Annotated in this window: 19 protein-coding genes and 2 pseudogenes; 9 read left to right on the top strand and 12 right to left on the bottom strand. The window is 49.8% G+C overall.

Annotated elements, in window-relative coordinates:
* Positions 1-40 precede the first annotated feature (40 nt).
* Positions 41-403, top strand: coding sequence for a protein YacL (gene yacL / locus C1P89_RS15040; RefSeq protein ID WP_000384306.1), 363 nt, complete (start codon positions 41-43; stop codon positions 401-403).
* 37 nt (positions 404-440) lie between these two features.
* Here the strand turns inward: yacL and speD are convergent, their stop codons facing one another.
* From speD to C1P89_RS15025, 3 genes are all read right to left on the bottom strand, one after another.
* Positions 441-1235 carry an adenosylmethionine decarboxylase gene (gene speD, locus C1P89_RS15035; RefSeq protein ID WP_000734287.1) on the bottom strand — a complete coding sequence of 265 codons (795 nt, stop codon included), beginning with the start codon at positions 1233-1235 and terminating at the stop codon, positions 441-443.
* A 15-nt stretch (positions 1236-1250) separates the two neighbouring features.
* A complete protein-coding gene (gene speE, locus C1P89_RS15030; RefSeq protein ID WP_000818400.1) occupies positions 1251-2117 on the bottom strand; it encodes a polyamine aminopropyltransferase in 867 nt (288 codons plus the stop codon).
* Positions 2118-2222: 105 nt separating this feature from the next.
* Positions 2223-2570: a YacC family pilotin-like protein gene (locus tag C1P89_RS15025; RefSeq protein ID WP_001295568.1), complete on the bottom strand. Its 348-nt coding sequence runs from the start codon at positions 2568-2570 to the stop codon at positions 2223-2225.
* A 165-nt stretch (positions 2571-2735) separates the two neighbouring features.
* Here C1P89_RS15025 and cueO point away from each other — a divergent pair, with 165 nt between their 5' ends.
* Positions 2736-4286, top strand: a complete 1551-nt coding sequence (gene cueO / locus C1P89_RS15020) for a multicopper oxidase CueO (protein ID WP_001189590.1) — start codon at positions 2736-2738, stop codon at positions 4284-4286.
* A 46-nt stretch (positions 4287-4332) separates the two neighbouring features.
* On the opposite strand, the gene gcd is transcribed toward cueO, so the two are convergent.
* Positions 4333-6723, bottom strand: a complete 2391-nt coding sequence (gene gcd / locus C1P89_RS15015; protein ID WP_005144699.1) for a quinoprotein glucose dehydrogenase — start codon at positions 6721-6723, stop codon at positions 4333-4335.
* Between the two features lie 205 nt (positions 6724-6928).
* On the opposite strand from gcd, the gene hpt reads away from it, so the two are divergent.
* Positions 6929-7465 carry a hypoxanthine phosphoribosyltransferase gene (gene hpt, locus C1P89_RS15010; RefSeq protein WP_005139328.1) on the top strand — a complete coding sequence of 179 codons (537 nt, stop codon included), beginning with the start codon at positions 6929-6931 and terminating at the stop codon, positions 7463-7465.
* A 40-nt stretch (positions 7466-7505) separates the two neighbouring features.
* On the opposite strand, the gene can is transcribed toward hpt, so the two are convergent.
* Positions 7506-8168 (bottom strand): carbonate dehydratase, encoded by a 663-nt coding sequence (gene can / locus C1P89_RS15005; protein WP_000651599.1) that lies wholly within the window; start codon positions 8166-8168, stop codon positions 7506-7508.
* A 108-nt stretch (positions 8169-8276) separates the two neighbouring features.
* Here can and C1P89_RS15000 point away from each other — a divergent pair, with 108 nt between their 5' ends.
* The 4 genes from C1P89_RS15000 (at position 8277) to C1P89_RS14985 (ending at position 11808) form a co-directional block, all read left to right on the top strand.
* Positions 8277-9203, top strand: a complete 927-nt coding sequence (locus C1P89_RS15000; protein ID WP_000150637.1) for an ABC transporter ATP-binding protein — start codon at positions 8277-8279, stop codon at positions 9201-9203.
* Entirely contained in the window at positions 9200-9970 is a 771-nt protein-coding gene (locus tag C1P89_RS14995; RefSeq protein WP_000972203.1) for an ABC transporter permease, read from the top strand. Before C1P89_RS15000 ends, C1P89_RS14995 begins: the two co-directional genes overlap by 4 nt.
* 104 nt (positions 9971-10074) lie before the next feature.
* Complete coding sequence (locus C1P89_RS14990) at positions 10075-10515, top strand: PTS sugar transporter subunit IIA (RefSeq protein ID WP_000901989.1); 441 nt, start codon at positions 10075-10077, stop codon at positions 10513-10515.
* Between the two features lie 63 nt (positions 10516-10578).
* Entirely contained in the window at positions 10579-11808 is a 1230-nt protein-coding gene (locus C1P89_RS14985; protein WP_000277922.1) for a polysaccharide deacetylase family protein, read from the top strand.
* A 3-nt stretch (positions 11809-11811) separates the two neighbouring features.
* Here C1P89_RS14985 and panD read toward each other — a convergent pair whose 3' ends face one another.
* Positions 11812-12192 (bottom strand): aspartate 1-decarboxylase, encoded by a 381-nt coding sequence (panD, locus tag C1P89_RS14980; protein ID WP_000621515.1) that lies wholly within the window; start codon positions 12190-12192, stop codon positions 11812-11814.
* A gap of 273 nt (positions 12193-12465) precedes the next feature.
* Between panD and rpnC the strand changes: the two genes are divergently transcribed.
* Entirely contained in the window at positions 12466-13362 is an 897-nt protein-coding gene (gene rpnC, locus C1P89_RS14975) for a recombination-promoting nuclease RpnC (RefSeq protein WP_000339970.1), read from the top strand.
* A gap of 291 nt (positions 13363-13653) precedes the next feature.
* On the opposite strand, the gene panC is transcribed toward rpnC, so the two are convergent.
* The 3 genes and pseudogenes from panC to C1P89_RS14960 form a co-directional block, all read right to left on the bottom strand.
* Positions 13654-14505 carry a pantoate--beta-alanine ligase gene (gene panC, locus C1P89_RS14970; RefSeq protein WP_000905371.1) on the bottom strand — a complete coding sequence of 284 codons (852 nt, stop codon included), beginning with the start codon at positions 14503-14505 and terminating at the stop codon, positions 13654-13656.
* Between the two features lie 11 nt (positions 14506-14516).
* On the bottom strand, positions 14517-15311 hold the full coding sequence (panB, locus tag C1P89_RS14965; RefSeq protein WP_000805450.1) for a 3-methyl-2-oxobutanoate hydroxymethyltransferase: 795 nt from the start codon (positions 15309-15311) through the stop codon (positions 14517-14519).
* Positions 15312-15423: 112 nt separating this feature from the next.
* A pseudogene (locus C1P89_RS14960) lies at positions 15424-15900 on the bottom strand (fimbrial protein); the annotation flags it as partial.
* A gap of 50 nt (positions 15901-15950) precedes the next feature.
* On the opposite strand from C1P89_RS14960, the gene C1P89_RS14955 reads away from it, so the two are divergent.
* Positions 15951-16648, top strand: a protein-coding gene (locus C1P89_RS14955) for an IS1-like element IS1A family transposase (protein ID WP_094096600.1) whose coding sequence is annotated in 2 segments (ribosomal slippage) — positions 15951-16200 and positions 16200-16648 — 699 coding nt in all. Because the reading frame shifts where the segments join, the coding sequence is not laid out codon by codon here.
* Positions 16649-16662: 14 nt separating this feature from the next.
* On the opposite strand, the pseudogene C1P89_RS14950 reads toward C1P89_RS14955, so the two are convergent.
* The 3 genes and pseudogenes from C1P89_RS14950 to yadL all read right to left on the bottom strand — a co-directional run.
* Positions 16663-17463 (bottom strand): annotated as a pseudogene (locus C1P89_RS14950) (fimbrial-like adhesin); the annotation flags it as partial.
* Between the two features lie 60 nt (positions 17464-17523).
* Positions 17524-18120, bottom strand: coding sequence for a fimbrial-like protein (locus tag C1P89_RS14945; RefSeq protein WP_000553764.1), 597 nt, complete (start codon positions 18118-18120; stop codon positions 17524-17526).
* Positions 18121-18146: 26 nt separating this feature from the next.
* Complete coding sequence (yadL, locus tag C1P89_RS14940; RefSeq protein WP_000143208.1) at positions 18147-18749, bottom strand: fimbrial-like protein YadL; 603 nt, start codon at positions 18747-18749, stop codon at positions 18147-18149.
* Between the last annotated feature and the right edge of the window lie 11 nt (positions 18750-18760).

Below are 18760 nucleotides of genomic sequence, written 5' to 3'. Positions count from 1 at the left end.
ATGCGATTTCGGCGCATTGCCGGGAGCAGAGGAACACACTATGGATTACGAATTTCTGCGCGATATTACCGGAGTGGTAAAGGTGCGTATGTCCATGGGGCATGAAGTGGTCGGGCACTGGTTTAATGAAGAGGTGAAAGAAAACCTGGCTTTGCTTGATGAAGTGGAACAAGCAGCGCACGCACTGAAAGGTAGCGAACGGTCCTGGCAACGGGCAGGGCATGAATACACCCTGTGGATGGACGGTGAAGAGGTGATGGTTCGCGCCAATCAACTGGAATTCGCTGGCGATGAAATGGAAGAAGGGATGAACTACTACGACGAAGAAAGCCTGTCGCTATGCGGCGTTGAGGATTTTCTGCAGGTCGTGGCGGCTTACCGCAATTTCGTGCAGCAGAAGTAAATAAATCTGGCGGAGCCTGGGAGCTCCGCCAGAGCCGTTAAACAGCTGGCATATTGCGCCCGTAATAAATCTCGCGCATTTCTTTCCACAGCGCAGCGGTAATTTCCTGGCGCTCGCTGTCGGTTAAATCTTCCGGTTTGGTGTGGAACATGTAGTGCTTAAGGTCGAACTCTTTAAGCAACATCTTGGTATGGAAGATATTTTCCTGATAGACGTTCACATCCACCATGTCATACAGCGCCTTCATATCGTCAGACATAAAGTTCTGAATCGAATTAATCTCATGGTCGATAAAGTGCTTCATACCGTTAATGTCGCGGGTAAAACCGCGCACGCGATAATCAATGGTTACGATATCGGACTCAAGCTGGTGGATCAGGTAATTCAGCGCCTTCAGCGGAGAAATCACGCCGCAGGTAGAGACTTCAATATCGGCGCGGAAGGTACATAAACCGCCTTCAGGATGACTTTCCGGGTAGGTATGTACGCAAATATGACTTTTATCGAGATGGGCAACGACCGTTTCTGGCAGTGGGCCGGGGTGTTCTGTTTTGTCGATGAGTTTCGGGTCAACCGGTTCTTCACTCACCAGAATAGTGACGCTGGCACCCTGTGGTTCGTAATCCTGGCGGGCGATGTTAAGAATATTGGCCCCGATAATGGAACAGGTTTCTGACAGGATTTCGGTCAGACGGTTGGCATTATAGAGTTCATCGATATAAGCAATATAACCGTCGCGCTCTTCGGCAGTTTTGGCGTAGCAGATATCGTAAATACAAAAACTCAGACTTTTGGTCAGATTATTAAAGCCATGCAGTTTCAGTTTTTTCAATTTCTTATCTTCTCCTTAGGACGGCTGTGAAGCCAGTGCGTCTTGCAGATACTGAGGTAAGGCAAAAGCTGCCGTATGGATTGCCGGATTGTAATAACGGCATTTCAGGCCAGAAGCGAGAAAACGCGCCTGAATAATTTCGGTTGAGAGATGGCGTAAGGCGTCGTTATCTGTCGCCCATGCAAAAGTCATGATACCGCCGTAATAGGTCGGGATCGCCGCCTGATAAAAGCCAACGTCGCTGAAGTAATGGCTGAGTTTGCGATAGCTGTCGATGGCTTCTTCCTGCTGTAAAAAGCAGACGCCGTTTTGTGCGACGAAGATACCGCCAGGATTCAGGCAACGTTTGCAGCCTTCATAAAATGCTGAGGTGAACAGACTTTCGCCGGGACCGATAGGATCGGTGCAGTCGGAGATAATGACATCAAAGGTCTGGCTGGTTTGATTAACGAAATTGACGCCATCGTCGATCACCAGCTTAAAGCGCGGATCGTCGTAGCTACCGGCGTTATGGTTGGGCAGATACTGACGGCAGAACGACACGATACCCGCATCGATTTCCACCATCGTGATTGACTCAACGTTTTTATGTCGGGTTACTTCACGCAGCATGGCACCGTCGCCGCCGCCGATAATCAGCACATGTTTCGCGTGACCGTGGGCCAGTAGCGGAACATGGGTCATCATCTCATGATAGATAAACTCGTCGCGCTCGGTGGTTTGTACTACGCCATCCAGCGCCATTACGCGACCAAATGCAGCGTTCTCAAAAATGATCAGATCTTGGTGATCGGTCTTTTCATGATACAGAACGTTATCTACCGCAAAGTACTGCCCAAACTGGTCGTGTAGCGTTTCATGCCACTGTTTTTTTTCGGCCATGGGTTGATACCTCCTTTGTTAACACCCGTAAAAAAAGGGCGCAACATAATAGCTAACATTGACCGCGGATGCACGGTCAATATTTCTACAAAAAGGTATCAGGGATTATTTGACGTAGGCAAGCAGGCTTAAGGAATCGCGGGCCAGGGCTTTGCACTTTTTAGCGACGGGAATGCCAATGCCGCTGAGATCGCGGTAGCTGTCTTCACCGAGGGCTTTCATGTCGAAGGTGTCGTAATTACTGAGATCCCACTGGTTTTGCTGGGCGAAAAAGACCAGTGCGCGACGAATTTGCCCGTTAGGTAAGTTCTGGTAACCACAATCGTTCTTCAGAAAGACAAAAACTGCCGTTAAATCGGCCATATCTTCGGCTTCAGACTCGCTGAGCGCGTAACTGTTTGCGCAGACGGCCATCAGGCTGCCGAATAACACTGTTCTGAAAAACGTCTTCATTGCTTCTACCAGGGGCTTAAAGAAGATAAACGTTAGCACACTGCGAGCGAGGCGACGACCATTATTGTCGATTAAATTGTGTCTGCGGCTTGACCTTCCCGTAAGGGGAAGGACTATGCTCAACGTTTGATTTTGTTTCGCCTGCTTAAGAATAAGGAAATAACTATGCAACGTCGTGATTTCTTAAAATATTCCGTCGCGCTGGGTGTGGCTTCAGCCTTGCCGCTGTGGAGCCGCGCAGTCTTTGCGGCGGAACGCCCAACGTTACCGATCCCTGATTTGCTCACGACCGATGCCCGTAATCGCATTCAGTTAACTATTGGCGCAGGTCAGTCTACCTTTGGCGAGAAAACTGCAACTACCTGGGGCTATAACGGCAATCTGCTGGGGCCGGCGGTGAAATTACAGCGCGGCAAAGCGGTAACGGTTGATATCTATAACCAACTGGCGGAAGAGACGACGTTGCACTGGCACGGGCTGGAAATACCGGGTGACGTCGACGGCGGCCCGCAGGGAATTATTCCGCCAGGCGGCAAACGTACGGTGACGTTGAACGTTGATCAACCTGCCGCTACCTGCTGGTTCCATCCACATCAACATGGCAAGACCGGGCGACAGGTGGCGATGGGGTTGGCTGGGCTGGTGGTAATTGAAGATGACGAGATCCTGAAATTAATGCTGCCAAAACAGTGGGGTATCGATGATGTTCCGGTGATTGTTCAGGATAAAAAATTTAACGCTGATGGGCAGATTGATTATCAACTGGATGTGATGACCGCCGCCGTGGGCTGGTTTGGCGATACGCTGCTGACCAACGGTGCAATCTACCCACAACACGCTGCCCCGCGTGGCTGGCTGCGCCTGCGTTTGCTCAATGGCTGTAACGCCCGCTCGCTCAATTTCGCCACCAGCGACAATCGCCCGCTGTATGTGATTGCCAGCGACGGTGGTCTGCTACCTGAACCGGTGAAGGTGAGCGAGCTGCCGGTGCTGATGGGCGAGCGTTTTGAAGTGCTGGTGGAGGTTAACGACAACAAACCCTTTGATCTGGTGACGCTACCGGTCAGCCAGATGGGGATGGCGATTGCGCCGTTTGACAAGCCGCATCCGGTAATGCGGATTCAGCCGATTGCTATTAGTGCCTCCGGTGCTTTGCCTGACACATTAAGTAGCCTGCCTGCGTTACCTTCGCTGGAAGGGCTGACGGTACGCAAGCTGCAACTTTCTATGGACCCGATGCTCGATATGATGGGGATGCAGATGCTAATGGAGAAATATGGCGATCAGGCGATGGCCGGAATGGATCACAGCCAGATGATGGGCCATATGGGGCACGGCAATATGAATCATATGAACCACGGCGGGAAGTTCGATTTCCACCATGCCAATAAAATCAACGGTCAGGCGTTTGATATGAATAAGCCGATGTTTGCGGCGGCGAAAGGGCAGTACGAACGTTGGGTTATCTCTGGCGTGGGCGACATGATGCTGCATCCGTTCCATATTCACGGCATGCAGTTCCGTATCTTGTCAGAAAATGGCAAACCGCCAGCGGCTCATCGCGCGGGCTGGAAAGATACCGTTAAGGTAGAAGGCAATGTCAGTGAAGTGCTGGTGAAGTTTAATCACAACGCACCGAAAGAACATGCTTATATGGCGCACTGCCATCTGCTGGAGCATGAAGATACGGGGATGATGTTAGGGTTTACGGTATAAAAAGACCGTATTCGGAAATATGCCCGGATCTCTCCGGGCATTATGGTTATTTCACATCATCCGGCAGGGCATAAGCCACAATATAGTCGCCCATCTTCGTACCAAATGAACCGTGACCGCCTGCGGAGATCACCACATACTGCTTGCCATTCACTTCATAGGTCATTGGCGTCGCCTGACCACCCGCTGGTAAACGGCCCTGCCACAGTTTTTCACCGTTGCTCATGTTGTAAGCGCGCAGGTAGTTATCTGCCGTAGCAGCGATAAACAGCACGTTACCCGCCGTGGAGATTGGCCCGCCCAGCATCGGCATACCCATATTGAACGGCACCGGTACAGGCATCGGGAACGGCATACTGTCTTGCGGCGTACCAATACGTTTCTTCCACACCACTTCATTGATTTTCAGATCCAGCGCCGAGATATAACCCCATGCTGGCTGTTTACACGGCAGACCAAACGGTGAGAGGAACGGGTTGAGCGTGACACCATACGGTACACCGTACTGTGGCTGAATGCCGGATTCCGTACCCGTGCCTTTGGCATCTTTCGGCTGCTCCATCGGGTTACCCGGACCGCGTGGGATCAGTTTCGAAACAAACGGCAGTGCCATTGGGTTGGCAATTGCCACTTCACGATTTGGATCAACGGAAATCCCGCCCCATTCAAACATTCCCAGGTTACCCGGGAAGACCAGCGTGCCCTGTTCAGATGGCGGCGTGAAAATGCCTTCATAGCGCATCTGGTGGAACATCACGCGGCACACCAGTTGGTCAAACATGGTGGCTCCCCACATATCCGCACCGCTCAAATCTTTCTTCGGACGGAAGCTCAGTTCAGAGAACGGCTGGGTCGGAGTAACGTAATCGCCTTTCGCAGCACCTTGCGGCACCGGTTTTTCCGGGGCCGGAACCACCAGTTCGCCATTGCGACGATCGAGCACAAAAATGTTGCCGGTTTTCGCCGGAGCGTAAATAACTGGCACTTTCTGACCATTAACGGTGATGTCCGCCAGCGTCGGCTGTGCCGGAAGATCCATGTCCCACAGGTCGTGGTGAACGGTCTGGTAGCTCCACGCCAGTTTCCCGGTAGTGGCATTCAGCGCCAGAATCGAGCTGGCATAACGTTCCTGTTCCGGTGTGCGGTTACCGCCCCAGATATCCGGCGTGGTCACGCCCATCGGCAGATAGACCAGATCCAGCTTCGCGTCATAGGCCGCTGGTGCCCAGGAGTTTGGCGAGTTAAAGGTAAAGGTGTGTTCGTCAGACGGGATTGCGTTCGGATCTTTCGCGCCGGGATCAAAAGCCCACAGCAGCTCCCCGGTGTTGACATCAAAACCACGGATCACGCCAGACGTTTCGCGGGTTGAGAAGTTATCGGTAACTGAACCGGCCATCACGATGGTTTTATCGGTGATAATCGGTGGCGAAGTCGGTTCATACAGACCCGGTTTGGTGTCTGGCATATTGCTTTGCAGATTGAGCACGCCTTTATTGGCGAAGGTTTCGCACAGTTTGCCGTTTTCAGCGTTAATCGCAATCAGTCGACCATCATTGACCGGAAGAATGATACGACGCGGGCAATCCGCCATCACTTCCGGCGAAGCCGTTTCTGCTTTGGCTTCATGATAAGAGACGCCACGGCAGGTTACGTGCTGGAAAGACTCGTTAGTTTTCAGCTCAGGATCGTAATGCCATTTCTCTTTGCCGCTGGCGGCATCGAGCGCAAACAGGCGCTGGTGAGCGGTACACAGGTAAAGGGTGTCGCCCACTTTAATCGGCGTCACTTCATTGGTGATTTCGCCCGGATCGTTCGGCTGCTTCACATCGCCAGTACGGAACACCCAGGCTTCTTTCAGATTATGGACGTTATCGGCGTTAATTTGTTTCAGAGGTGAAAAGCGTTGACCTTCCTGATTGCGACCATAGGCAGGCCAGTCCTGATCGGCAACGGGTGAGATAGCTTCCGCAGGTGTGGCATCGGCGCTTAAGGTGCCGTTGATTTCCTGCGGATCGTTAAATCCGGCCCAGGTCAGGATACTACCGCTAATCAGCAGTGCCACCACCAGTGCGGCAACTGCGCCGCTGGCAGGAATGACCAGGCGACGCCAGACAAACGGCAGGATCAGCCAGATGCCGAAGAAGACCAGAATATCGCTGCGCGGAGTCAGCGCCCAGAAGTCGAAACCAACTTCCCAGACGCCCCAAATCATGGTGCCGAGCAGCAGGGCTGCGTATAGCCAAAGCGCGGCGCGTTTACTGCACCACAGCATCCAGGCGACGCCGAGCATCACAAGGCCAGCGATAGGGTAGTACCAGGAGCCGCCAATCGCGACCAGCCAGCCTCCGCCAATGAGTAGATACAGCCCGCAAAGCGCTGCAAAAAGGGCTGTTAGCGTGACGAGTAATCGTCGCGAGCCTGTATTGTTAATTGCCATAAAGAGACACCATTTCAATTCATTAATATTTTAGTAGCAATTAATTATAGGTTTTAACATGTGTGACCGTCATCACAATTCGAGCTTTATTAACAGATTCCGCGAATGAATAGTTTTACTGGTATACTGCGTGTCTTGCGCTTTGTTGCGGTGCCAAAACCTGCCCGTGCGAAGTGATTTGTTTTTAAATCATATGGTTAGAGATATGAAACATACTGTAGAAGTAATGATCCCCGAAGCGGAGATTAAAGCGCGTATCGCCGAACTGGGTCGTCAGATTACTGAGCGTTACAAAGACAGCGGCAGCGATATGGTGCTGGTGGGTCTGCTGCGTGGCTCATTTATGTTTATGGCGGACCTGTGCCGTGAAGTTCAGGTATCTCATGAAGTCGACTTTATGACCGCCTCCAGCTACGGTAGCGGCATGTCCACCACCCGTGATGTGAAAATCCTCAAAGATCTGGATGAAGATATCCGTGGCAAGGACGTGCTGATTGTTGAAGATATCATCGACTCGGGGAATACACTGTCGAAAGTGCGTGAGATCTTAAGCCTGCGCGAACCGAAGTCGCTGGCGATTTGTACGCTGCTGGATAAACCGTCCCGTCGTGAAGTGAACGTCCCGGTAGAATTTATCGGTTTCTCGATCCCGGATGAGTTTGTGGTGGGTTACGGCATTGATTACGCACAGCGTTACCGTCATCTGCCGTATATCGGCAAAGTGATTCTGCGGGACGAGTAAGTGTGAAGTTGCCGGATGTGTTGCATCCGGCATGGCATTTTTATTTGTGGTTGGCGTGTTTCAGCTTGAGGTTGGAAATCCCGTGACGGTAACGTTGCTCAAGGGTTTCGCGGTTGGTCGCTGTGACATCCAGATCACGCAGCAAGCCGTCGTGAATGCCGTAGGCCCAGCCGTGAATGGTAACTTTCTGCCCGCGTTTCCACGCTGATTGCATAATGGTGGAGTGGCCTAGGTTATAAACCTGTTCCATGACGTTCAGTTCACACAAGGTATCCAGACGGCGCTCTTGCGGCATTTCGCCGAGCAATGAGCTATGTTTGAACCAGATATCGCGGATATGCAGCAGCCAGTTGTTGATAAGCCCCAGTTCCGGGTTTTCAACGGCGGCTTGTACGCCGCCGCAACCGTAGTGGCCACAGATAATAATGTGTTCAACTTCGAGTACATCCACTGCATACTGAACCACGGAAAGGCAGTTCAGGTCGGTGTGAATGACCAGGTTAGCAACATTACGGTGAACAAAGAGTTCGCCCGGCTCAAGACCGGTTAAACGTTCTGCAGGAACGCGACTGTCGGAACATCCAATCCATAGAAAGCGCGGTTTTTGCGCTTGTGCCAGTTTCTCAAAAAACCCGGGATCCTCTTCCACCAGCATTTTTGACCATAGTGCATTGTTGCTGATGAGTGTATCTATGTCTTTCATGGAGGTTAACGACCTGTAACCAAATAATTACGTTTGGCTAATATAGGGCAACTCCGGGACGATTTAAACCACAGATAAAGTGTAAGAACGTAAGGTAAGTAAAAATTTATGACCATTGCACTGGAACTTCAACAGCTTAAAAAAACCTATCCAGGCGGCGTTCAGGCGCTTCGTGGAATAGATTTGCAGGTCGAAGCGGGTGATTTTTATGCGCTTCTCGGGCCGAACGGGGCCGGGAAATCGACCACTATCGGTATTATCAGCTCTCTGGTAAATAAAACCTCCGGGCGGGTCAGCGTATTTGGTTACGATCTCGAGAAAGATGTCGTGAACGCTAAACGTCAGTTGGGACTGGTGCCGCAGGAATTTAACTTCAACCCGTTTGAAACCGTGCAGCAAATTGTGGTGAATCAGGCAGGGTACTACGGTGTGGAGCGCAAAGAGGCGTACATCCGCAGCGAAAAATATCTTAAACAACTCGATCTATGGGGAAAACGCAACGAACGTGCGCGTATGTTATCTGGCGGGATGAAGCGCCGTTTAATGATTGCCCGTGCGTTAATGCATGAACCTAAACTACTGATTCTCGACGAACCGACCGCAGGCGTGGATATTGAACTTCGCCGCTCAATGTGGGGCTTTTTGAAGGATTTAAACGACAAAGGCACCACCATCATTCTCACCACACACTACCTGGAAGAAGCAGAAATGCTGTGCCGCAATATCGGCATTATTCAACACGGTGAGCTGGTGGAAAATACCTCGATGAAGGCGCTGCTGGCGAAGCTGAAATCGGAAACCTTTATTCTCGATCTCGCACCGAAAAGTCCGTTACCGAAGCTCGATGGCTATCAGTATCGACTGGTCGATACCGCGACGCTGGAAGTTGAAGTGCTGCGTGAGCAGGGGATCAACAGCGTATTTACGCAGTTAAGTGAGCAGGGCATTCAGGTATTAAGTATGCGTAACAAAGCTAACCGTCTGGAAGAGCTGTTTGTTTCACTGGTTAATGAAAAACAAGGAGATCGCGCATGATGCATCTTTACTGGGTGGCGCTAAAAAGCATCTGGGCGAAAGAGATCCATCGCTTTATGCGTATCTGGGTGCAGACGCTGGTGCCGCCAGTCATCACCATGACCCTTTACTTTATTATCTTCGGTAACCTGATTGGTTCGCGTATTGGCGATATGCATGGCTTCAGCTATATGCAGTTCATCGTACCGGGGCTGATCATGATGTCGGTGATCACCAATGCCTACGCCAACGTTGCGTCATCATTTTTTGGTGCCAAGTTCCAGCGTAATATTGAAGAGCTGCTGGTAGCGCCGGTTCCGACTCACGTCATTATTGCCGGATATGTCGGCGGTGGCGTGGCGCGTGGTCTGTTTGTTGGCATTCTGGTGACGGCAATTTCACTGTTTTTTGTGCCGTTTCAGGTGCATTCGTGGGTATTCGTTGCCTTAACCCTGGTGCTCACGGCGGTGTTGTTCTCCCTTGCGGGTTTGCTGAACGGTGTGTTTGCCAAAACGTTCGATGACATCAGCCTGGTGCCAACCTTTGTGTTAACGCCACTCACGTATTTGGGTGGGGTCTTTTACTCACTGACTTTGTTGCCGCCGTTCTGGCAAGGGCTGTCGCACCTGAACCCAATCGTTTATATGATCAGTGGTTTCCGCTACGGCTTCCTCGGTATCAATGATGTTCCGCTGGTCACTACCTTTGGCGTACTGGTGGTCTTTATTGTGGCGTTTTATTTGATCTGTTGGTCGCTGATCCAACGTGGACGTGGTTTGCGTAGCTAAGGCTATTTCCTCTCCTCTGGATTTGGGGGAGAGGAGTTTTGACGGCTATCACCCTTTATCAACAATGGTCAGGGTAGACTGATTTTCGGCTAAGGAGGAAGGCGATGTTAGGTTGGGTAATTACCTGTCACGATGACCGGGCGCAAGAGATACTGGATGCGCTGGAGAAAAAACATGGGGCGCTTCTTCAGTGCCGGGCCGTGAATTTCTGGCGTGGGTTAAGCTCTAATATGCTCAGCCGCATGATGTGCGATGCTCTGCATGAAGCGGACTCTGGTGAGGGTGTCATCTTCTTAACCGATATAGCCGGAGCGCCACCGTACCGCGTGGCTTCATTATTAAGCCACAAACACTCCCGTTGCGAAGTGATTTCTGGTGTCACGTTACCGTTAATTGAACAGATGATGGCTTGCCGTGAAACCATGACCAGTTCAGAGTTTCGCGAGCGTATTGTCGAACTGGGTGGGCCGGAGGTGAGTAGTCTTTGGCACCAACAACAAAAAAATCCGCCTTTCGTCCTCAAACATAATTTGTATGAGTATTAACCCACGATTCTTATAGCGCTTTTGCTACAATAAAAGCGTTGTTTCACCCTCGGTTATTTTTTCATGTACAAACAAGCTGTTATTCTCCTGCTGATGCTGTTTACCGCAAGTGTCAGTGCCGCGTTACCTGCCCGTTATATGCAAACCATCGAAAATGCTGCGGTCTGGGCGCAAATTGGCGACAAGATGGTGACCGTGGGGAATATTCGGGCCGGACAAATCATTGCCGTGGAGCCCACTGCCGCAAGTTATTACGCATTTAATTTTGGCTTTGGTAAAGGGTTTATCGATAAAGGGCATCTTGAGCCGGTTCAGGGGCGACAAAAAGTTGAAGACGGTTTGGGTGACCTCAACAAGCCGCTGAGTAATCAGAACTTAGTTACCTGGAAAGATACGCCGGTCTATAACGCGCCGAGTGTGGGCAGTGCGCCATTTGGGGTATTGGCGGACAATTTGCGCTACCCGATTTTGCATAAACTGAAAGACAGGTTAAATCAAACCTGGTATCAGGTCCGTATTGGCGATCGACTGGCCTATATCAGCGCGCTGGATGCCCAACCCGATAATGGCCTTCCGGTGCTAACTTATCACCATATTCTGCGCGACGAAGAAAACACCCGTTTTCGCCATACTTCGACGACCACCTCGGTACGCGCTTTCAATAACCAAATGGCCTGGCTGCGCGACAGGGGATACGCGACACTGAGCATGGCGCAGCTGGAAGGTTACGTGAAGAATAAGATCAATCTCCCTGCGCGAGCGGTGGTGATTACCTTTGATGATGGCCTCAAGTCGGTGAGCCGCTATGCGTATCCTGTATTGAAACAATATGGCATGAAGGCGACGGCGTTTGTTGTTACCTCGCGCATCAAACGTCACCCGCAGAAGTGGAACCCAAAATCGCTGCAATTTATGAGCGTTTCTGAGCTTAACGAAATTCGCGATGTTTTTGATTTTCAGTCACATACCCATTTTTTGCATCGGGTGGATGGCTATCGCCGACCCATATTACTGAGCCGTAGTGAGCACAATATTCTGTTTGATTTTGCACGTTCACGCCGCGCTCTGGCGCAATTTAATCCGCATGTCTGGTATCTTTCGTATCCGTTTGGCGGATTTAATGACAAAGCCGTGAAGGCAGCAAACGATGCCGGATTTCACCTGGCGGTGACAACCATGAAAGGCAAAGTAAAACCGGGGGATAATCCGTTGTTACTAAAACGACTTTATATCTTAAGAACGGATTCGCTGGAGACGATGTCGCGGCTGGTGAGTAACCAGCCGCAGGGATAACAATCAAGCAACCTGTACCGGAATCGCTTTCGCGGTACGTTTCATTTCATTGTCGCCTTCAAAATAGGCGACGTTGGGTCGCCAGGTGCGAGCTTCTTCATCTGGCATGGTAACGAAGCTGGCGATGATGACAATATCGCCGACACTGGCGCAGTGGGCCGCCGCACCGTTAACAGAAATAATTCTCGAACCGCGTTCTGCCGCGATGGCATAAGTGGAGAAACGCTTGCCGTTGGTGACATTCCAGATATCAATGGCTTCGTTTTCGAGAATACCGGCTGCGTCAAGAAAATCCTGGTCAATGGCGCAAGAACCTTCATAGTGCAGGTCCGCATGAGTCACTTTCACGCGGTGGAGTTTGCCCTGCAGCATCGTGCGAATCATAACTTCTACCTTTCTACCCTGTCGTTAACGAAGCAGGCGATGCCTGCTTTGAGGAAATTCTCACGCAGTATTGCCCGATTTTTGTTTAGTGTCTACTCATCTGACGGCATTTACATCAGCAGTTTGCGTACCGTGCCGAAGCGTGCCATGTAACGGCTGTAACCAATTGAAATTTCTCTGAACGCTGCTCGGTAAACACTAAAGAGGTGGCTGACGATGGCACGCCTTGACTGGATACTGCCTTCACGCAAGACAACACGGAAGGCAGGGAAGATGGATGCACCGAGTACCACACCGCATGATGCAGTGTTTAAACAATTTTTAATGCACGCGGAGACGGCTCGCGACTTTCTGGAGATACATTTGCCAGTGGAATTACGAGAACTTTGTGACCTCAACACGCTTCATTTAGAGTCGGGGAGTTTCATTGAAGAGAGCCTGAAAGGACACAGCACGGACGTGCTCTATTCCGTGCAAATGCAGGGCAATCCCGGTTATCTGCATGTTGTGATTGAACACCAAAGCAAGCCGGATAAGAAAATGGTCTTTCGCATGATGCGTTATTCTATTGCTGCCATGCACCGGCATCTGGAGGCGGATCACGATAAGCTGCCGCTGGTGGTGCCGATACTGTTTTATCAGGGCGAGGCCACACCTTATCCGCTCTCAATGTGCTGGTTTGATATATTTTACTCGCCGGAGCTGGCACGACGCGTCTATAACAGTCCTTTCCCGCTGGTGGATATCACCATCACACCGGATGACGAAATCATGCAACATCGGCGGATTGCGATTCTCGAACTACTGCAAAAACATATTCGCCAGCGCGACTTAATGTTATTGCTGGAGCAACTGGTCACGCTGATTGACGAAGGGTACACTAGCGGAAGTCAGTTAGTTGCCATGCAAAACTATATGCTGCAACGCGGTCATACTGAACAAGCGGATTTGTTTTATGGTGTGCTGAGAGACAGGGAAACGGGAGGGGAGTCTATGATGACGCTGGCGCAGTGGTTTGAAGAGAAAGGGATTGAGAAGGGGATTCAGCAGGGAAGACAGGAGGAAAGGCAAGAATTCGCCCAGCGTTTTCTGAGTAAAGGGATGTCTCGGGAAGACGTTGCAGAGATGACAAATTTATCTCTTGCTGAGATTGATAGGCTGATTAACTAAGTTGTCTGCGTTATGAATAATTGCTTACAGACGCCATCGCCATGACGTGGGGCAAATTAATAATTGGCGCCATCAGCCGTAGCGCCAGTTATACTCGTCATACTTTAAATTGCATGTGCTGCGTCTGCGTTCGCTAACCCCAGTCACTTACTTATGTAAGCTCCTGGGGATTAATGAGAGACATCCATGTCTCTCACCGAAGGCCAGCCTGCGGCTGGGCAAATTCGTTCCTGACGAATTTGTCACTCGCTTGCCGCCTTCCTGCAACTTGAATTATTTAGAGTAAAAGCATTACGCCAGTTCGACGATTTTGTTGTCGATCAGGCGGGCATCGCCAAGCCAGGCGGCTACCAGAATTACAGCTCGTTTGCTGGTTTCAGAGACTTCCAGCAACGTGTCGGCATCGCGAATCTGAATATCATCGGCGCGGAAGCCTTTTTCATTCAGTTCTTGCCCTGCAATGGCAATAATTTCATCAAGATCCCGCTCGCCAGCCTGCAATTTGTCGGCAATTGAACTTAAAACTTTGTACAGACCGGGCGCAATTTTGCGTTGTTCCGCCGTCAGATAACCATTACGGGAACTGAGCGCAAGGCCATCTTTGGCGCGCATAATCGGGACGCCGACAATTTCAATATCGAAGCCCATATCGGCAACCATTTTGCGGATTAGCGCCAGTTGCTGAAAGTCCTTTTCACCGAAGCAGGCGATGTCCGGCTGGACCAGGTTAAACAGCTTGCTGACGATAGTCGAAACGCCGCGAAAATGCCCCGGACGGCTCGCGCCTTCCAGCATGGTCGAAAGCCCGGGAACGTCAACGTAAGTATGGGTTTCAGTACCGTTCGGGTAGATCTCTTTTACCGAAGGGGCGAAAACTAAATCCACTTTACGTTTGTTTAGCTTCTCGCAGTCCTCCTGCAAGGTCCGTGGATAACGTGCCAGATCTTCCGGGCGGTCGAACTGCATCGGGTTAACGAAAATACTGACGACGACCACATCGGCGCGGGCTTTGGCTTCGTCGACCAGCTTCATATGGCCATCGTGCAGATTACCCATAGTAGGCACCAGCGCCACGCGCTTGCCTTCCATACGCAGGCGGCGAATTTGCTGACGCAGCAGCGGCAGGGTTTCGATAATTAACACAACGTGACTCCTTAATGGAAACTGTGTTCTTCGCCCGGATAAACGCCGGACTCCACTTCAGCCATATACTGCCGCACAGCCGCGCGGATGTCGCCCGTTTCGGCGAGGAAATTTTTAGCGAATTTAGGAATGTGACCGCCGGTAATGCCGAAGGCGTCGTGCATCACGAGGATCTGCCCGTCAGTGACGTTGCCTGCGCCAATGCCAATAACCGGGATCGCCAGTGCTTCGGTAATACGTTTTGCCAGTTCAATCGGCACGCATTCCAGCACCAGCAGCTGTGCCCCAGCGGCTTCTAAGGCTAATGCATCGCTGAGCAGTTGATCGCCCGCTTCATCGCCGCGCCCCTGAACTTTGTAGCCACCGAAAATATTCACTGACTGTGGGGTTAAACCTAAGTGACCACATACAGGAACGGCACGTTCGGTCAGCATTTTTACGGTTTCGACCAGCCACTCACCGCCCTCAATTTTGACCATATTGGCACCGGCACGCATAACCGTTGCGGCGTTTTCAAAGGCTTGTTCCGGCGTGGCATACGCCATAAACGGCAGGTCAGCCAACAGCAGGCAGTTTGGCGCACCACGACGTACGGAGGCAGTGTGGTAGGCGATATCGGCAACGGTCACCGGCAGGGTGGAGTCGTGACCCTGAACCGTCATGCCCAGCGAGTCGCCTACCAGCATGACGTTAAGTCCTTCATCAGCAAATAGTTTCGCGAAGCTGTAGTCGTAAGCGGTGATGGTCGCGAAACGCTTTTTATCCTGCTTACATTTCTGAAGTGAAGCAATGGTGGTCGGTTTCATAACGTGTCCTGATAAATGATGTCGTGTTGCCTGGCATTTTATCAGTCACATTGGTGGGGGCAATGATTTATCAATTACCGCACCGCCAGATGATGGCGGTGCGGTGGACTTATTAAGGGTAGGTTACCTGGAAAGTACTGGTGGCTTTAAACTCACCAGCTTCTATTGGTATAGTTCCATCCTGTTGTAGCGTGGCCTGGAAATGGAGAGGGTATGTTATACCTGTATCTTGATCCGGGTAAACTCCTCCTGTTGTATCGTCTTTGCCTCTCGGGTCGTAATCTTTATAAACAGAATTTGAATCATTAGGTTTCAATGTCATTAGAGGATTTTTACTAGTTGCTAAACCTTCTATGAGTACACCGACTCCTTTTGCTGCGTCATTACCTGTGAGAGTATTACCAAGGAGTTGCCCGTTTTCAGTACCAACCTTTGTTGAAACTAATTTTGTCTCAATATTAGTCACACGAACGCAGTTTTGAAGTGAAATATCAAAAGGAACCGGTGTGGCACCGTTTCTGATTTGTTCTGCACTATATTCACCCATTTTTACCGTAGAACCAGTCACAGAAGTTCCACTAAGCGGTGATGCTGCCAACTTACTGATTTAGTGTATGATGGTGTTTTTGAGGTGCTCCAGTGGCTTCTGTTTCTATCAGCTGTCCCTCCTGTTCAGCTACTGACGGGGTGGTGCGTAACGGCAAAAGCACTGCCGGACATCAGCGCTATCTCTGCTCTCACTGCCGTAAAACATGGCAACTGCAGTTCACTTACACCGCTTCTCAACCCGGTACGCACCAGAAAATCATTGATATGGCCATGAATGGCGTTGGATGCCGGGCAACTGCACGCATTATGGGCGTTGGCCTCAACACGATTTTACGTCACTTAAAAAACTCAGGCCGCAGTCGGTAACCTCGCGCATACAGCCGGGCAGTGACGTCATCGTCTGCGCGGAAATGGACGAACAGTGGGGCTATGTCGGGGCTAAATCGCGCCAGCGCTGGCTGTTTTACGCGTATGACAGTCTCCGGAAGACGGTTGTTGCGCACGTATTCGGTGAACGCACTATGGCGACGCTGGGGCGTCTTATGAGCCTGCTGTCACCCTTTGACGTGGTGATATGGATGACGGATGGCTGGCCGCTGTATGAATCCCGCCTGAAGGGAAAGCTGCACGTAATCAGCAAGCGATATACGCAGCGAATTGAGCGGCATAACCTGAATCTGAGGCAGCACCTGGCACGGCTGGGACGGAAGTCGCTGTCGTTCTCAAAATCGGTGGAGCTGCATGACAAAGTCATCGGGCATTATCTGAACATAAAACACTATCAATAAGTTGGAGTCATTACCCCACTAAGCATAGCGGTAAAACAAGTGGGATTAGTCAACTTGACATTGAGCAGATCGAAATCGATTTTGATAAAATAACTATGCTCATTTATACCTTGGCCTGCGCCATAGGCTTTAAATGAATACAGATAATTTGATGAGCTGGATAATTTGATCTGTTGAGTTACTGTTGGATCAAAGTTTGTATCTGTATAGAATTCAATTGTAAGGGTCTGATAAATACCACCTACAGCCCAGTATTTACGGGTGCTATTCGCATTATTGCAACTCCAATATAACACGTCTTCGCTTGGATTATACCACGAAAAATATTGTTCTGCAGAGTCACCAATGTATATCCCAGGTGAACTAACGTTAGTTACGGTACCGTAAGCTGACCACATGTTTGAAATTAATAATGTGTAATACAAACCAGGAACTGATGTATTAAATAATTTATGGGAGCCATACATTTTACCTGAGTCAACCATTGCATTTTCAATACGCATTGCGCTACCACTTGTGCTATCACTTCTGTTGCAATAAAGAAAACCACCACCAGAAGCGGTATCTAACTGACTCCACTGTAATTTTACACCTGTAGGTCCAAGCTGCGTCGGTTTGTAGAAAACTAAATTATTTGTACTTGTTGCATATCTGAATATGACAGTAGCATCGCCATTCGGCCCCGTTTCTCTCCATTTTTGATCTGACGGACCAACGCCGTAACTATTCCCAACAATATATCCTACGTTATCATCAGTGCCAGCACTCGCGGTATAACAACTCAAGCACAGAATTAAAAAAAATGTCTGAAGAATTTCTTCATTATCACTCCACCATCTACTGCTGTAACAGTCGCAGTTATTTGTTTTGATCTATTATTCGTAGTACACATCAACTAATATATGACTCATTACTTGGCCAGATATGACATCCAGCGCGGGATCGATTTTTTGCATTCTGGCATAAAATTTCCATGAAGAATTATGCAGGGCAGAAGTCATTACTGGATACACGGAACGAGAATTTCCTGCTGAACTAATAACATTGAATATATTGGTCGGGTCCTGAATGGAAAAGAGAACGACACCGACATTTTTAGCCCCGGTTGCGACTTCATTGGCAAATATTTGCCTTGAACCTGCAGCCATGACACCGCTAAGGGCTCTAAAATCAATATGTAACTGATTAAGCACATCGCCAGTTCCCTGTAATGCACAGTCTGATACTGTGACAGTGAACTCTTTTCCACCTGGTTGATAGCTTTCAGGAGTAACATTATCTGAAAAATATCCCACCCCAACGACGCCAAGATCAATATTACCCTGGTTACTGATTCCGCTTTTGCAAGTGCTGTTTTTTACATTGGCAACAAGGTCAATATCCTGCCCAGCGATGGCTGGATAGGTAATGGGAAACTGTAGTGACAGAAACAGAATTATTCTCTTCATCAGCTTACGTTGAGTGGGATGCATATATAGTTCCTGGATCTGTCAGTCTGTTAGTTATAGGTTACTGTAAATGTGGCAGGTGCAGAAAATTTACCCGCAGTGACATTGCTTACGGTTTTATTTTTTTCGACGACCAGTCGAGCACTCATCGGATAATAAACAACCGCGTTGGCTGCATTGGAGATAGTGACCTCTTGAGATGCTGGTGTCACACAACTAAATTGTGTTGCGCTCCCTGTTGCCGGAGTTTCGGTGCTCCAGACTTCAACGGCGACGGCACTTGCTTTATCTGCGGCTGTGGATCCATTTGCGAGCCCCGCACCGTCATTAGCAGTACCTTCGCATGTGGCTCGCTTGGTTAATTTTATTTGTGCTTTTTTATTGGGGATACCCGCACAGTCTTTGAATTTGAGTTTGAATGTTTTAACTTTGGTCTTGGCATTGATTTCAGAAATATATACATCGCCAAAGTCAACAACAGAAATGTCCTGATCAGAGTCATTTACTAATGTAGCGGTACAAGTACCTATTTCTACGGTAGTAATCACGGTCAGCCCAATGCTGTCTGTTGCCGCATAAGAGGGTACGCTGAACAATGAGGCAGCCAAAACGACACTGCTGGATAATCCATAACGTAAATTTTTAAATGTCATCTTAATTATCC

Origin of the sequence: Shigella sonnei (assembly GCF_002950395.1) — a bacterium.
Lineage (GTDB): Bacteria > Pseudomonadota > Gammaproteobacteria > Enterobacterales > Enterobacteriaceae > ECMA0423.
This window is presented reverse-complemented; position numbering and strand designations above follow the sequence as displayed.